The sequence below is a fragment of the Streptomyces sp. CAI-85 genome, from assembly GCF_013363615.1.
GTDB lineage: Bacteria > Actinomycetota > Actinomycetes > Streptomycetales > Streptomycetaceae > Streptomyces > Streptomyces antibioticus_B.
The window spans coordinates 14,870-29,762 of sequence record NZ_JAANNX010000038.1 but is presented as its reverse complement, the minus strand read 5'-3'; the positions used below and the strand labels follow the sequence as shown (position 1 = coordinate 29,762).

Genomic DNA, 14,893 nt, shown 5'->3' with positions numbered 1-14,893 from the left:
AGACCGTGCCGAAGCCCGCACTTCAGTACGGACCACAATCCCGCCATCCGGAAGAATGCCCCTTAACGCTTGGGATGCGGCGAACTACGCTGGGTTTACGAATGCCGCATGGTTATGCCAAGCGCGGCAGCCGTCTGTGTCGAGGGGTGGCGCAATGTCCAGGGAGCAACGCGGGCCGAACGAAAAACTCGGCGCCGTTCTCGCCCTCGCGGGAATCAGCAACGCAGGACTCGCGCGGCGCGTCAACGACCTAGGCGCCCAGCGCGGGTTGACACTTCGCTACGACAAGACGTCCGTGGCGCGCTGGGTGTCGAAGGGCATGGTGCCGCAGGGCGCCGCGCCACACCTCATCGCGGCCGCCATCGGACAGAAGCTCGGCCGCCCGGTGCCGCTCCACGAGATCGGCCTGGCCGACGCGGATCCCGCGCCCGAGGTCGGCCTCGCCTTCCCGCGGGACGTCGGCCAGGCCGTGCGCTCCGCCACGGACCTGTACCGCCTCGACCTGGCCGGCCGCCGGGCCGGCTCCGGGGGCATCTGGCAGTCGCTGGCCGGATCGTTCGCGGTAAGCGCGTACGCGACGCCCGCGTCCCGCTGGCTGATAACCCCGGCCGACAGTTCGGTGGCGCGTGAGCCCTACTCGCTCGAGGGGTCGGGCGCACCGCTCAAAGTCGGCCACAGCGATGTGCAGAAGCTGCGGGAGGCCGCCGAGGACGCCAGGCGGTGGGACTCCAAGTACGGGGGCGGCGACTGGCGTTCGTCGATGGTGCCGGAGTGCCTGCGGGTGGAGGCGGCGCCGCTGCTGCTCGGGGCGTACTCCGACGAGGTCGGACGCGCCCTGTTCGGGGCGAGCGCCGAACTGACCAGGCTGGCCGGGTGGATGGCCTTCGACACCGGCCAACAGGAGGCGGCGCAGCGGTACTACATCCAGGCGCTGCGCCTCGCGCGCGCGGCGGCGGACGTCCCCCTGGGCGGCTATGTGCTGGCGTCGATGTCGCTCCAGGCGACCTACCGGGGCTTCGGCGATGAGGGCGTCGACCTCGCGCAGGCCGCGCTGGAACGCAACCGGGGGCTGGCCACCGCCCGCACCATGAGCTTCTTCCGTCTCGTCGAGGCCAGGGCCCACGCGCGCGCGGGCGACGCCCAGGCCGCCGGGGCCGCCCTCAAGGCGGCCGAGAGCTGGCTGGAACGCGCCCGCGAGGGCGACAACGACCCGTCCTGGCTCGGCTTCTACTCCTACGACCGGTTCGCCGCCGACGCCGCCGAGTGCTACCGCGACCTGAAGGCGCCGCGCCAGGTCCGCCGCTTCACGGAACAGGCGCTGTCGCAGCCGACGGAGGAGTTCGTGCGCTCCCACGGGCTGCGGCTGGTGGTCTCGGCGGTCGCCGAGCTGGAGTCGGGCAACCTCGACGCCGCCTGCGAGCAGGGTGTGCGGGCCGTGGAGGTCGCCGGCCGGATCTCCTCCGCCCGCACCACCGAGTACGTGAAGGACCTGCTGCACCGCCTGGAGCCGTACGGCGACGAGCCGCGGGTCGTGGAGCTGCGCGAGCGGGCCCGGCCGCTGCTGATGGCCGCCCCCGCCTGACGGCCCCGCCTGGCGCCCGGGCCGCCCCCGTCCGCCCCGTCCCGGGGCCCCTCCCCCACGTTTGAAGGCATTGTCAGTGGTGCAGTGCACTATCGGATGTGGGAGGTGGTGCGGGTGCAGGTGCGGAACACCGCGTACGACTGTGATGTGCTCGTCGTCGGCGGCGGCATCGTCGGGCTGTCGGTGGCGTACGCGCTCACGCGGTCCGCGCCGGGCACCCGGGTGACCGTGCTGGAGAAGGAGCCGGGACCGGCCCGGCACCAGACCGGCCGCAACAGCGGGGTGATCCACAGCGGGATCTACTACCGGCCGGGCTCGCTCAAGGCGCGGTACGCGGTCCAGGGTGCCGCGGAGATGACGAAGTTCTGCGCCGAGTACGGCATCCCGCACGCGGTCACCGGCAAGCTGATCGTCGCCACCGACCGCGCCGAGCTGCCCCGGCTGCACGCGCTCGTCCAGCGCGGCCGGGAGAACGGCATCGTGGTCAAGGAGCTGGGCGCCGCCCAGATCGCGGAGTACGAACCCGAGGTGCGCGGCCTCGCCGCGATCCATGTGCGCTCCACCGGCGTCTGCGACTTCACGGCCGTCGCCCGTCGGCTCGGCGACGCCTCCGGCGCGGACATCCGCTACGGCGAGCGGGTCGTCCGGATCGACCGCCGGCCCGAGCGGGGCGTCGCCGTGCTCACCGCGCGCGGGGAGATCGTGCGCGGCCGGGTCCTGGTGAACTGTGCCGGGCTGTACTGCGACGACATCGCCCGGATGACCGGCGACGAACCCGAGGCGCGGATCGTGCCGTTCCGCGGTGAGTACTACGAGCTGACCCGGCCCGGCCTGGTGCGCGGGCTGGTCTACCCGGTGCCCGACCCGGCGTTCCCGTTCCTCGGCGTGCACCTGACCAGAGGCATCGACGGCGGGGTGCACGTCGGGCCGAACGCGGTACCGGCGCTGGCCCGCGAGGGGTACGGCTGGGGTGTCGTCCGGCCGCGCGAGGCCCTGGCGACGGCGGCATGGCCCGGCACCTGGCACATGGGCCGCCGGCACTGGAGGTACGGCGCCGGGGAGCTGCGCCGGTCGGTGTGCAAGGCGGCGTTCGTGACGGCGGTACGACGGATGCTGCCCGCGGTGGAGGCGGACGACCTGGTGCGCGCGGGCGCCGGGGTGCGGGCGCAGGCCGTGCTGAGGAACGGCGCGCTGGTGGACGACTTCCTGATCCAGCAGGGGCCGCGCGCGGTGCACGTGCTGAACGCGCCCTCCCCGGCGGCGACGGCCTCGCTGCCGATCGGGCGGGAGGTGGCCCGGCGGGCGCTGGAGGTGCTGGCCTCCCGGTGAACGGCACCCGTGCGGCCCGGCGCCGTAAAATCGATCTCACTGTGTCTGATTCCCTCACCTCCCCCGAACCCGCCCGCCCCGCGCCGGGCGGATCCACCGCGACGCCCGCCACGCCGTTCACGGCGACGCCCGCGACGCCCGCCACGAGTACCGCTGCCGGCGCCTCCCCCGGCTCCGAGCACGCCGAGTCGGAGCACGCCGAGTCGGAGCACGCACCCGGTGTCTCCGTGCGGCACAGCCGGGCGAAGGGGGAGCCCCGGTTTCCCGACGGGCCCAAGGCCGATCCCGCCGGGTCGCACTTCGAGCGGCGGATCCGCAGCTTCCAGCCCCGGCGGAGCCGGGTGACGGCCGGGCAGGCCGACGCCCTCCAGCGGCTGTGGTCCCGGTGGGGCCTGGACATCGACGGACACCACGTCGACCTCGCCGAACTGTTCGGGAACGACCGGCCGGTGGTCCTGGAGATCGGCTTCGGGATGGGCGAGGCCACCGCGCAGATGGCGGCCGCCGACCCCGGCACCAACATCCTCGCGGTGGACGTGCACACCCCCGGCCAGGGCAATCTGCTCAACCTCGCCGACCACAACGGCCTGACCAACGTCCGGGTGGCCAACGGCGACGCGATCATCCTGCTGCGCGAGATGCTGACCGCCGACGCGCTCGACGGACTGCGCGTGTACTTCCCCGACCCGTGGCCCAAGAAGCGGCACCACAAACGGCGGCTGATCCAGCCGGAGTTCCTCGATCTCGCCGCCACCCGGCTGCGGCCGGGCGCGATCGTGCACTGCGCGACCGACTGGGAGCCGTACGCGGAACAGATGCTGGAGGTGCTCACGGCGCACCCCCGCTTCGAGAACACACGGGCGGACGGCGGGTTCGCGCCGAGACCGGGCTTCCGGCCGCTGACCCGTTTCGAGGGACAGGGGCTGGACAAGGGTCATGTGGTGAACGACCTGCTCTTCCGTCGCGTACCGCACGGGGACCGCTGACCCGGGGAAAGCCCCGGACCGGGCCCCGGAAAAATCCCGTCCACCACCGTCCTCTCCCTCGTTAGGGTCGATGCCGTGGCCATCAGTCCCCCGTTCCCGCCGTACCCTCCGCGCCCCGTCGGCCCCGCCGAGGGCGCCGCGCTGCGGCACGCGCACTGGTGGCGGCGCGCATGGGTGCGCTACGGGGCGCTCATCACGCTCCTCGCGCTGTCCGGGCTGGTCATCCTGGCGCTGGTGCGGGAGCAGACCGGCACCCAGGGGTTCCTGGTCGGGCTGGGGCTGGCCGTGCTGCCCGTGCCGCTGCTGATCGCCGCGTTCCGATGGCTGGACCGGGTGGAGCCCGGCCCCTGGCCCAACCTGGTCTTCGCGTTCGCCTGGGGAGCCTGTGCGGCGGCGCTGATAGCCATCGTCGCCAACAGCTTCGCGACCCGCTGGATAGCCACCGCGACCGCCGACCCGTCCAGCGCCGACACCCTCGGGGCGACGGTGATAGCGCCGGTCGTCGAGGAGTCCGCCAAGGCGGCGGCCGTCCTGCTCGTGTTCCTGTTCCGCAGACGGGACTTCACGGGGATCGTCGACGGCGTGGTCATAGCCGGGATCACCGCCACCGGCTTCGCCTTCACCGAGAACATCCTCTACCTGGGCACCGCCTTCGGCACCGACCAGATGACCGGCGACAGCGGTATCGCCTCGGTCACCGCCGCGACCTTCTTCGTGCGGATCGTGATGTCCCCGTTCGCGCACCCCCTGTTCACCGTGCTGACCGGCCTCGGCTTCGGCTTCGCCGCGTTCGCCGGGGACCGCCAGCGGGTGCGGCGGGTGCTGCTCCCGCCGGCCGGACTGCTGCTCGCGATGGGCATGCACGCCCTGTGGAACGGCTCGGCGGCCTTCGGTGAGCTGGGCTTCTTCGCGGTGTACGCGTCGTTCATGGTCCCGGCGTTCGGGCTGCTGACCTGGCTCGTCGTCTCGACCCGCCAGCGCGAGCTGCGCACCGTGCGCGAGGAACTGCCCGCCTACGCCGCCACCGGCTGGCTGAGCCCGGCCGAACCCTTCGCGCTCGGCTCGATGCGGGCCCGGCGGCTGGCCCGCGAGTACGCCGGCCGCCATCTGGGCCGACAGGCCGCGCGGGCGGTCGCGGAGTACGAGGCGTACGCCACGTCACTGGCGTTTCTGCGGCACCGGGGCCGGCGCGGGCGGGCCGGCGCCGACTTCGTCGTACGGGAGCGGGAACTGCTCAACGAGCTGTGGCGCCGCAAGGACGTCGCCCGCCCGGCCCTGGACCACGCGGCCCGGATGACGGCCCCACCGGTACGGATCCCGGTGGCGCCGTGGCCGGTGTACGGCGTGTACGGCCAGGGCCAGGGCTACGGCCCTCCCGCAGGCTACGGACACGGCCATCCCCCGGCCTACGCATATCCGACGCTCCCCCACCCGCTCCCCAACCCGTACCGGTCGTAGGGCGCCGGGACGGTCCGGCCTCCGACCGTCCCGCGCCGACGCCGCGGCACGACGCCCAGCCGCTCAGCCCAGCACCGCCCGGCACGGCACCTCGTCGCCCCCGCCGCTCAGTCCGACGCCGCCGTGAGCCGCCCCACTTCGTCCTCCGTCAGCTTCAGTTCCGCCACCGCCAGCAGGGCGGGGAGCTGTTCCGGGGTGCGGGCCGAGGCGATGGGGGCGGTGACCGTCGGGCGGGCGGCGAGCCAGGACAGGGCGACCGTGGCGACCTCGGCGCCGTGCTCGCGGGCGATCTCGTCCAGCACGGTGAGGACCCGGCGGCCCCGCTCCGTCTCCAGATGCCCGCCGGCCTTCCCGGCCCGCGCGCTGTCCACCGTCGCACCGCCCGGCCGGTACTTGCCGGTGAGGAAGCCGGAGGCGAGCCCGGAGTAGGGGAGGGCGGCGAGCCCCGAGCGTTCGGCGAGGTCCTGGAGGGGGCCCTCGTAGGTGTCGCGGGAGACCAGGTTGTAGTGGGGCTGGAGGGCCACGTACCGGGCGAGGCCCTCGCGGTCGGAGAACTCCAGGGACGCCCGGAGGCGTTCCGGCGAGATGTTGGAGGCGGCCGTGTACCGCACCTTGCCTGCCCGCACCAGGTCGTCGAGGGCGCCGACGATCTCCTCGACCGGCACCTCGGGCTTGTCGAAGTGGGTGTAGTACAGGTCGATGTGGTCGGTGCCGAGGCGGCGCAGGGAGGCGTCGGCGGCGGCCTTGATGTTGGCGGCGGTCAGGCCGGGGAAGTCCGGATGCTGGCTGACCTTGGTGGCGATCACCAGGTCGTCGCGGTTGCCGCGGGCGGCGGTCCAGCGGCCGATCAGGGTCTCGGACTCGCCGCCGCTGTTGCCCTCGATCCACGCCGAGTAGGAGTCGGCGGTGTCGAGGAAGTTGCCGCCGGCGGCGGTGTAGGCGTCGAGGACGGCGAAGGAGGTGGTCCCGTCGGCGGTCCAGCCGAAGACGTTGCCGCCGAGGGAGAGCGGGAAGACCTGGAGGTCGGAGGTGCCGAGCTTGCGAAGAGCGGTCATGCCTCTTCCCAACGGTCACCGGTGCCGAACCGATTCCGCCCGCCGTGCGAACAGCATGTGAAGCGGCGGGCGGATCAGTCTCGGGGAGGGAACCTCAGGGGTTGAGGCCCTTGCTCCGCAGCCAGGCGCCCGGGTCGATGCCCGACGCGCTGCCGCCCGGGTGGACCTCCAAGTGGAGGTGGGCGCCGGTGACGTTGCCGGTGGCGCCGACGCGGCCGATGACATCGCCGGTGGCGACCTTCTGGCCGACGCTGACGCTGATCGACGACTGGTGGGCGTACCAGATCTCGGTGCCGTCGTCGAGGGTGAGCACGGTCTTGTAGCCGTACGAGCCGTCCCAGCCCGCCGACGTGATCGTGCCGCTGTGCACGGCCTTGATCAGCGTGCCCGTGGGGGCGGCGAAGTCCAGGCCGGTGTGGTAGCCGGAGGACCAGTAGGCGCCGGCCTCACCGAAGGTCGAGGTGATCGTGTACGAGGAGGTCGGCAGCGCGTACTGCGTGGCCAGCTCGGCGAGGCGCGCGGCCTCGGCCTTCTCCTTGGCCTCCGCCTCGGCCTTCTCCTTGGCGGCGGTGGCCTTGGCCTCCGCCTCCTTCTCGGCCTTGGCGACGGCGTCGGCCTCGGCCTTGGCCGCGGCTTCCGCGGCGGCGAGCTGGGCCTGCGTCTCGACCTGCGTCTGCTGCGACTCGACCTGGGCCATGATCCGGCTGCGCAGGGCCTCGCCGGCGTCGGCGGCGCTCTGCGGGGCGGTGTCGTCGGCCTGCGGGGTGGTCACGCTGCCGAAGCTGCTGAGCGTGGGGGCGGTGTCCTCGGCGGGCTCGTCGTCGGATATCAGCGAGCCGACGTTGGGCAGGTCCGGCAGGGAGATGGAGACCGGGGCCTTGCCGGTGTTGGCGCTGGCCATCCCGCCGGCGCTGACGGCGGCGATGACGCCGACGCCGAGCACGGTGGAGCTACGGGCGAACCCGCCGCCGCCGCGCTGCTTGGCGACCCGGTGCTTGCCCCGGGGCGGGCGGACGGACTCCGCGGTGGGGTTCCACTCCTCCCAGGGGCCCTCGTCGTCGGTGCGCGCGCCGCCGTAGACGAAGGTGTCGGCGGACCGCTGACTCGGCACGAACGGGGCTTCGGGGGCAGGCCGGTTGGACACCACGCGGGCGCACTCCTTTCCTTCCGCCGCCTACCGGGTTAGCTGACGGGTTCGGAGCGGGAAGGTCTCCTACGCGCGTATACCGTTCGTGACTCTGTGAGTTCAGAGGTCACGGCGGCTGCCGTGCGATTCACCCCAAGGTGGTGGTTCCCCGGTTCCCTTGCGGGATTCGGCGCGTGCGCACGGAGCCGTCGCTTGTGACGGCTGGGACGACCGCGCTGCGTTATCGAACGTTAATAGACCCGGGGGCGCTATTCCAAGCTGTTCCCCTTGATCAACAACATTTCTGGCCTGGACTTTCAGGCCATGAACGATGAAAAACGGGCGAGTTGACCGGCACCGCCCCTACCCCGGGAACCGTTCAGTAGTCATCCCCGTTTTGATGGTGACTCACTTGTTATGCGCAGCGCGCACGACCGATCACCGGAGGTGACCGCGCATGGAGGGACGGAACGCACCGAGGGCCGGAACCCTCTCGGATTCCGGCCCTCGGCCTTCAGTAGCGGGGACAGGATTTGAACCTGCGACCTCTGGGTTATGAGCCCAGCGAGCTACCGAGCTGCTCCACCCCGCGTCGGTGAACACCACTCTACGCCATCCCCGGGGTGGAAAGCACATCGGTTGTCCGGGGGATGTAGGTTCCGGGTCTGCGTTAGCAGTGTCGGTCGATCTCTAGCAGTCGGCTAGCAACCTTCCGGGTGGCGTTAGCAGCACCTGTGGTCGGTGGTGGTCAGTCCCGGGAACTTCTCGGTCATCCGGCCTCTTGGTCCTGGGCGACTTCCTACGGTCAGCTCATGGTCACCAAGCGTACAAGCGTGAGGGCTGGCAGTCAGGAGTCTGCGACGGCTTCGATCCGGTACGAGGACGACTCGGTCCGCAGCGTGGAGTTCAGCCAGCTGCGTCGGGGCAGTTTCGACGGGTCCGTGCCGTGGCGGCGGGTCAGGTCGGCGAAGGGGCACAAGCATCATCCCGGGGAGTACGCGTCGGCGACGACGCGTGGGCTGGTGGTCTATGAGAGCCGTCTGGAGCTGGCTCGGCTGCTGCTGGCGGACTTCGACCCGCAGGTGGTCAGGATTTTTGCCCAGCCGTGCCGTCTGCGGGCGCGGGTGGGTGGGCGGTGGCGGCTGCACGTGCCGGACTTCCTGCTGGTGCTGGGGGACGGCAACGTGCGCGTGGTCAACGTGAAGCCGGCCGACCGCCTTCTTGATCCGAAGATCGCGGAGGCTCTGGCCTGGCCCGGGGACCTGGTGGAGGGCCACGGCTGGCAGTACGAGATCTGGTCGGGGGCGGATCCGGTGCTGCTGGCCAACGTGCGGTTCCTGGCCGCCTACCGGCGGGCCGGGCTTGTGCCGGACGAGGACATCGCGCGGGCCTGGGAGGTGGTGCAGGACGGGGATCCCCTCACGGTCGCCGAACGGCGCCTGGCGGCTGGCCGGCCGGTCGAGGACGTACGGCCCGCCGTCCTCGCGCTGGTGTGGTCGGGGCGGCTCTCGGTCGACCTGAGCCGCCCGCTCGACGGTGACTCGGTGCTGCGGAGGGCGGCATGAGCAACTGGACGGTTCCGTTGCGGGCGGGACTCGCCCTGAGTTTCCAGGGTGAGCCGTTCACGGTGTCCGAGGTGCGAGGCCGCGAGGTCCTGCTCCAGCAATCCGGGCCCGGCGGGGTGCGGTGGAGGCTGGTCGACGTGGCCGGACTGCTGGCGGACCCGACGACCCAGCTGCTGGGCGAGCTGCCGGACGAGGAGGAGTCCACGGCCGTCGCCCTGGGGCTACTCGACCAGGCCGAGGAGGGTGAGGTCACCCAGCGCTTCCAGCACGTCCAGGAGGTCCTCTTCGGCTACCGGCTGGGCTCGCAGGAGCTGGCTCAGGAGGGCGAGCCGCGGCCGGAGTACGCCCCGGGCGTCCCGATGATGCACCGCTACCTGGCCAAAGCCCGCGAGTTGGGGGTCGGCGAGAGCACCGTCCGGCTGTGGGTCACGCAGGTGAAGAAGTCCGGTCCGGCGGGCCTGGTCCGCACGAGCAAGCTGCGACGGAACGCCCAGGACAGGGTGGATCACCGCTGGCTGGAGTGCGCCCGCACGGTCCTGGACAGCTACACGAATGCCAGTCGGCCGGTCCGCGGGCTGATCCTCTTGGAGATCGAGGAGCGTGTCGCGGCCGAGTACGGCCGGGGCACGGTGAAGATACCCGCCCAGTCGACCGGCTACGAGGTGCTGCGCGAGCTGGACGCGGGGACGAATGCGTTCACGGGCAGCACCAAGGGGAAGCGGTCGATCGCGAACCGCCCGCAGACCGTCTACGGTCGCCTGCGGGCGACCCGGCCGGGTGAGTACGTGCTGCTGGATACCACCCGGCTGGACGTGTTCGCGATGGAGCCGGTGACCTGCCGCTGGGTGCAGTGCGAGCTGACGGTCGCGATGGACCTCTACAGCCGGTGCATCACCGGGCTGCGGCTCACCCCGGTGTCGACGAAGGCCGTGGACGTCGCCGCGGTGCTCTTCGAGACGGTGCGGACGCGCCCAGAGCTGTTGCCGGGAAGGAACCTGCCCCGGCTTGGCGTCCCCTCTACGGTGGTCGTCCCTGCGGACAAGCTGGTCGACGCGGAGGGCAGGCCGCTGCTGCCGTCGGTCGCGGCCGAGACGGTGGTCTACGACCACGGGAAGATCTACCTCTCCAACCACGTCCACAGCGTCTGCGCCCGGTTCGAGATCTCGCTGCAGCCGGCCCGGCCGCTGACGCCGACGGACAAGGCGCCGATCGAGCGCTGGTTCAAGACCCTCAACCAGGGGCTGCTGGCGGCTCTGCCGGGCTACAAGGGCCCTGATGTCCACAGCCGCGGCCAGTCGGTGGAGGACTTCGCGTTCTTCTTTATCGACGAGCTGGAGATGATCATCCGGGAGTGGGTCGGCCTGACCTACCACCGGCGCCGCCACAGAGGTCTGGTGATCCCGGAGGTCCCGGGCCTGAAGCTGAGCCCGCTGGACATGTTCGACCACGGCGTCGCCCGGGCGGGCAACCTACGGATCCCGGCACGGCGCAACTTCGCCCTGCATTTCCTTGAGCAGGCATGGTGCACCATCCAGCACTACGGGGTGGAGCTGGAGGGGATGCGCTACAACGGCAGCGGGTTGGACGGGCTGCGGGAGGCCAAGAGCCCCTATACCGGGGTTCATGAGGGCAAGTGGCCGGTCTCCGTGGACCCGGACAACATCCGGCAGGTCTACTTCCAGCGGCCGGACCACTCCTGGCACGCCCTCCAGTGGGAGCACGCTCCCGCGCTGGACGGGCCGGTGAGTCGCGAGGCCATGCGCTACGCGCGCAAACTCGCGCTCACGACGCATCGCTTCCCTGATCCGAAGCGGGCCCTGGTCGAGCTCTTGGAGCGTTGGGGAGTGGGTCTGACCGGGAACCGGGCCGAGCGGCGGATGGCCGTGCGTCTGTCGGAGGACCGCCTTTGCCTGGTCGGCTCGGACGAGGTCGAGGACCCGGAGGATCCGCTGCGGCTTCCGACGCTCAAATCGATCGCCGCCCTGGATACGGTCCCCGCTGCTGCCGAAGCCGCCGATGACCTCGGCGGGGACGACGACGAGGACGAGGACTTGGAGGCCGCCTTCCCGGGCGAGACCGACGAGTTCATCGACGAGGACGACTACTACGCCGACACCTGGGAGAGCCGGTGAGCGCGATCAGCGGCACGGTGTTCGAGGGAGATGATCGTCAGTACGCGTTGACGCGCCTGTCCGGCTGGCTCGAGCTGGTCTTCGGGCCGGAACGGGTCCAGCCGCCCCGGCTGACGCGCCGGCAGATGGGCGAACTGTCCGAGCTGGAGCTGAGGCGCTACCAGGACCTGCGGGCCGTTTGGCATGCGAACCTCGGCCCGATCAAGACTCCGCAGATGATCGCCCTGCATGAAGCCCTCACCGAGATCGTGGACTCGAACCGGCAGGACGGCGACAAGGCCAAGCCCGCGGCCCTGCTCGACGCATACCCCGGCATCGGGAAGAGCACGGCGATTCGTGAATACGCGCGGGACTTCCACCGCGAGCAGGTTCGCCTGCATGGACAGACCACGCCGGAGGGCCATAGGAGAGTCCCGGTCGTCTACGTCAACCTGACCGGCAACACGCAGATCCGCGGTCTGAACGCGTCGATCTGCCGGTTTTACGGCCTGCCGACCAGCGGCGACGCGGACACCCTCGCTGAGCGCGCGGTCGACGCGGTCCTGAGCATGAGGACCGCGGTCTTCGTCATCGATGACGTGCACTTCCTGGCCCCGGGGAAGTCCTCGGCGGTGCGGATGGCCAACCATCTGAAGTTCCTGTCGAACGTGTTCCCCGTCACCCTGCTTTACGTCGGCGTCGGCGTCGCCGACCGCGGGATCCTGCGTGAGGGCCTGTCGCCGCAGCAGGCCCTGCTCGCTCAGTTCGGCCGCCGCACCACCGCACTGACCCTGCGTCCTTTCCAGATCGACGACGAACAGGGGCGCAAGGAGTGGCGGGTTCTCCTGAAGACCATCGAGAAGAAGATCGTCCTGGCCGAGAAGCACCCGGGGATGCTCGCCGACCTGGCCGACTACCTGTTCGCCCGCACGACCGGGCACTTCGCGTCACTGATGGCGCTGATCAACAGGTCCTGCCTGCGAGCCGTCCGCTCGGGCGAGGAGAAGCTCGACAAGGATCTGATCGACACGGTGAAGAACGACGCCGCCGCCGAAGAAGCACGGCGCGAACTCGAAGCGGCGATCGAGGCCGGTCTCCTCAGCGCCCGCCCGGGAGGCCCGGCCCGCAAGCGGCGGTCGGCGTGACCTGGGCCACCGACCGCTTGCCGATCGTTGTGCCCCCGCTGCCCGGAGAGGCCCTGGACAGCTGGATCGAGGCTTACGCCCGCCGGCTGCGAACGTCCTCCACTGGCCTTCTGCGGTTCCTCGGCCTTCCCGGCATCGCGGCGAAGCACTTGGTCTTCCGCCTGGAGGAAGCGGACCTGAAGGCGCTTGCGCGGCTGACCGACGCCGACGCGTCCGAACTCGACCGGATGACTTTGCGGTCCGTCGCGCGATCCGACCTGCTGCCGCAACTCCCGCAGAACGGGGACGAGACGGCCCCCGTCTGGCGTCACCTCGGGCGCCACAGCCGCTTCTGCCCCCGATGCCTGGCCGACAACGGGGGCCGCTGGCCCCTGGCTTGGCGGCTGCCGTTCTCATTCGCCTGCCAACAGCACCAGTGCCTGCTGGTCGACCACTGTCCTGGCTGCCGGGACAGGCCACAGCTGTTCACCAATCAACAGCTCGGCCGCAGCGCCAGCGGCGCTCACTGCATGCGCCTGGTCCTGCGCGACGCACGCAGGACGGCCTGCCGACACGACCTCACCCGGACGCCGGCACAACCGTTGCCACCAGAGGGAACAGCCCTCGCCGGCCAGCAGCACCTGGACGCGCTCGTCCAGGCAGGGTCTCCCGCTCTGCATCACCTGTACTTCCTCAGCCGACGATGCCTGCGCAGCCTGATGCTCAGCCCCTGGGCGGCGCCCGAGGCCGTCGGGCTCGCACTGCGCGAATGCAACGGAGGACTTCTGCCCGACAGCCCGCACGACCTGGCCGACGCCAGCCGGCTCGCGATCGGCACCACCCTCGCGATCTGGGCCTCGGACACCGCTACGGCCACCGGGAAGGCCGTGTTCGAGTGGCTCATACGAACCGACCAGGCCCACCGTCGGAACGTCTCTGCCGCCAATCTGTCCATTGATCAGCGCCTCCTTTCCTGGGGACGGGCCAGCCCCGAGATCGTCAGCCGGGTGATCGCCGACGCGGACCAGGACCTGCCGCTGGACACGCGGCTTCGCTACCGATCTGCGGCCCATCCCCGCAGGCCAGACCTCACAGATGCCGACATCCGGAAACGGGCGGACAAGATCCCGACAGCCCTCTGGCCTTCCTGGACTCTCCGGCTTCTCCCCAACACCCCCATCGACCCGCGAACCGTCGACGGCTTCAGGCGAGGCTGCCGCAGCAAGCTGCTGCTCGCCGGCGCCAAGTCACAGCACCACCCTTGGGCCCAGCCCTCCAACCGTTTGATCATTCGGATGGCCTTTCGGCGCGTGATCACCTCGCCCGAGCACGAGACCGCCATCGCCAGCTGCCTCACCCAGCTCGCCAGCCACCTCGACGATGAAGGCTCCCCGATCGACTACGGCAGACGACGCCACTTGTTCACGTCCGAGAGCATCACGCTCAACCTCGACGAGTACACGCAGCTCTGCCGCCAGCAGGGCTGGGCCCGTGGTGGAACAGGGCGAATCCACATGCTCAGGTGGATGCTTCTGAGTTTCCTCCTCGGCACACACGCGGACCTGCCTCCGAGGAACATCCACGCCCGTGACGAGTTCCGCTACCAGGTCCCGCCGCTGATGCGCGCCTTCCTGCTGGAACAGGCGGCCACAAACCTCGCTGCCCACCGGATCGACGAACCCGTGCTCTGGGAGCCCCCCACCGAATGGTGCGACTGGACCGACTGGCCCGGGGCTACCCCCGAACAGATTGCCGACAGCGACTTCGACACCTTGATCGCCGACCGGACCCCGGCCGAGGAGACGGCCGCCGCCCTCGGACTGACCGCAGAGCACGTCCGGCTCTACTGCGACACCACCGGCACCACCCAACCGCCGCCCCCTCCCGCATCCCCCGGCCTTGGTCGGCGTCGGCCTCGACGCGGGCTGCTCGACCCGGGCTTCCTCCGCACCACTCACTCCAGCGGAACTCTCAACCAGAGCCTGATCGCCCGCAGTGCCGGCTGCAGCCTCTCAACCGTCCAAAACGCCCTGGAAGAAGCCGGGATCCCCGCCACACCACGCCCCGAACCGCTCAGCCTTCGCATCACTCGCGAGGAACTCGAACAGGCCTACCTGCACCGACGCCTCAGCATCCCCGACATCGCCGAACAGTTCGGTCTCGACAGGCACCGCCTCAACCTGCTGGCCAAGAAGTGGGGCATCGAGATCCGTCCGAACAGCGCCACCAGCAACCCGTTCGCGCTCCTGCCGGACGCACCGGCCCTGTCCGAGTCGATGGCGGCCGTCAGCAACGTCCGCAACTGCGTCGAACGCCTCAGACGCCTGGTCCGACTGCCCGGCCAACGGAACCTCTGCGCGGCCGCCAGGAACCTCGGAACGCTACCGGCGACGCTCACGCACCAACTGAATGCCCTGGAGAAGGCCGCAGGCGTTCAGCTGATCAAACGGACCAGCCCCCTCGCAGCCACTCCCGCGGGCACCGCTCTCATCCACGAAGCAGAGCACCTGCTCAGCCTCTTGGACGCAGTGCAATCCTCCGTCACCTGACCGGCGGC

The 14,893-nt window shown here is 70.8% G+C and carries 10 protein-coding genes, 1 tRNA gene and 1 riboswitch; of the genes, 8 read left to right on the top strand and 3 right to left on the bottom strand.

Annotated elements, in window-relative coordinates; all coding sequences use genetic code 11:
* Positions 1-154 precede the first annotated feature (154 nt).
* From G6W55_RS27855 to G6W55_RS27840, 4 genes are all read left to right on the top strand, one after another.
* Positions 155-1,582 carry a hypothetical protein gene (locus G6W55_RS27855; RefSeq protein ID WP_030798085.1) on the top strand — a complete coding sequence of 476 codons (1,428 nt, stop codon included), beginning with the start codon at positions 155-157 and terminating at the stop codon, positions 1,580-1,582.
* Between the two features lie 96 nt (positions 1,583-1,678).
* Positions 1,679-2,911: an L-2-hydroxyglutarate oxidase gene (gene lhgO / locus G6W55_RS27850; protein WP_175523559.1), complete on the top strand. Its 1,233-nt coding sequence runs from the start codon at positions 1,679-1,681 to the stop codon at positions 2,909-2,911.
* Positions 2,912-3,138: 227 nt separating this feature from the next.
* A complete protein-coding gene (gene trmB, locus G6W55_RS27845) occupies positions 3,139-3,897 on the top strand; it encodes a tRNA (guanosine(46)-N7)-methyltransferase TrmB (protein ID WP_175523558.1) in 759 nt (252 codons plus the stop codon).
* A 75-nt stretch (positions 3,898-3,972) separates the two neighbouring features.
* Entirely contained in the window at positions 3,973-5,355 is a 1,383-nt protein-coding gene (locus G6W55_RS27840; RefSeq protein WP_175523547.1) for a PrsW family intramembrane metalloprotease, read from the top strand.
* Between the two features lie 107 nt (positions 5,356-5,462).
* On the opposite strand, the gene G6W55_RS27835 is transcribed toward G6W55_RS27840, so the two are convergent.
* From G6W55_RS27835 to G6W55_RS27825, 3 genes are all read right to left on the bottom strand, one after another.
* Complete coding sequence (locus G6W55_RS27835) at positions 5,463-6,410, bottom strand: aldo/keto reductase (protein WP_175523546.1); 948 nt, start codon at positions 6,408-6,410, stop codon at positions 5,463-5,465.
* Positions 6,411-6,504: 94 nt separating this feature from the next.
* Positions 6,505-7,557, bottom strand: a complete 1,053-nt coding sequence (locus G6W55_RS27830; RefSeq protein ID WP_175523545.1) for a M23 family metallopeptidase — start codon at positions 7,555-7,557, stop codon at positions 6,505-6,507.
* Positions 7,558-7,564: 7 nt separating this feature from the next.
* A riboswitch (cyclic di-AMP (ydaO/yuaA leader) is annotated at positions 7,565-7,739 on the bottom strand.
* A 315-nt stretch (positions 7,740-8,054) separates the two neighbouring features.
* Positions 8,055-8,128, bottom strand: a tRNA-Met gene (locus tag G6W55_RS27825).
* A 241-nt stretch (positions 8,129-8,369) separates the two neighbouring features.
* On the opposite strand from G6W55_RS27825, the gene G6W55_RS27820 reads away from it, so the two are divergent.
* From G6W55_RS27820 to G6W55_RS27805, 4 genes are read left to right on the top strand one after another with little or no spacing between them, the layout of a single operon-like run.
* Positions 8,370-9,101 carry a TnsA-like heteromeric transposase endonuclease subunit gene (locus G6W55_RS27820; protein WP_309243832.1) on the top strand — a complete coding sequence of 244 codons (732 nt, stop codon included), beginning with the start codon at positions 8,370-8,372 and terminating at the stop codon, positions 9,099-9,101.
* A complete protein-coding gene (locus tag G6W55_RS27815) occupies positions 9,098-11,233 on the top strand; it encodes a DDE-type integrase/transposase/recombinase (protein ID WP_175523544.1) in 2,136 nt (711 codons plus the stop codon). Before G6W55_RS27820 ends, G6W55_RS27815 begins: the two co-directional genes overlap by 4 nt.
* The gene (locus G6W55_RS27810) at positions 11,230-12,357 is read left to right on the top strand and encodes an AAA family ATPase (protein WP_175523543.1); all 1,128 of its coding nucleotides are present in this window, start codon (positions 11,230-11,232) and stop codon (positions 12,355-12,357) included. The genes G6W55_RS27815 and G6W55_RS27810 overlap by 4 nt, the downstream gene beginning before the upstream one ends.
* Positions 12,354-14,885 (top strand): TniQ family protein, encoded by a 2,532-nt coding sequence (locus G6W55_RS27805; protein WP_175523542.1) that lies wholly within the window; start codon positions 12,354-12,356, stop codon positions 14,883-14,885. Before G6W55_RS27810 ends, G6W55_RS27805 begins: the two co-directional genes overlap by 4 nt.
* Positions 14,886-14,893: the final 8 nt, after the last annotated feature.

Coding starts and splice junctions, on each gene's coding strand:
- G6W55_RS27855 (WP_030798085.1), top strand. CDS start 155: ATGTCCAGGGAGCAACGCGGGCCGAACGAAAAACTCGGCGCCGTTCTC.
- lhgO (WP_175523559.1), top strand. CDS start 1,679: ATGTGGGAGGTGGTGCGGGTGCAGGTGCGGAACACCGCGTACGACTGT.
- G6W55_RS27835 (WP_175523546.1), bottom strand. CDS start 6,410: ATGACCGCTCTTCGCAAGCTCGGCACCTCCGACCTCCAGGTCTTCCCG.
- G6W55_RS27815 (WP_175523544.1), top strand. CDS start 9,098: ATGAGCAACTGGACGGTTCCGTTGCGGGCGGGACTCGCCCTGAGTTTC.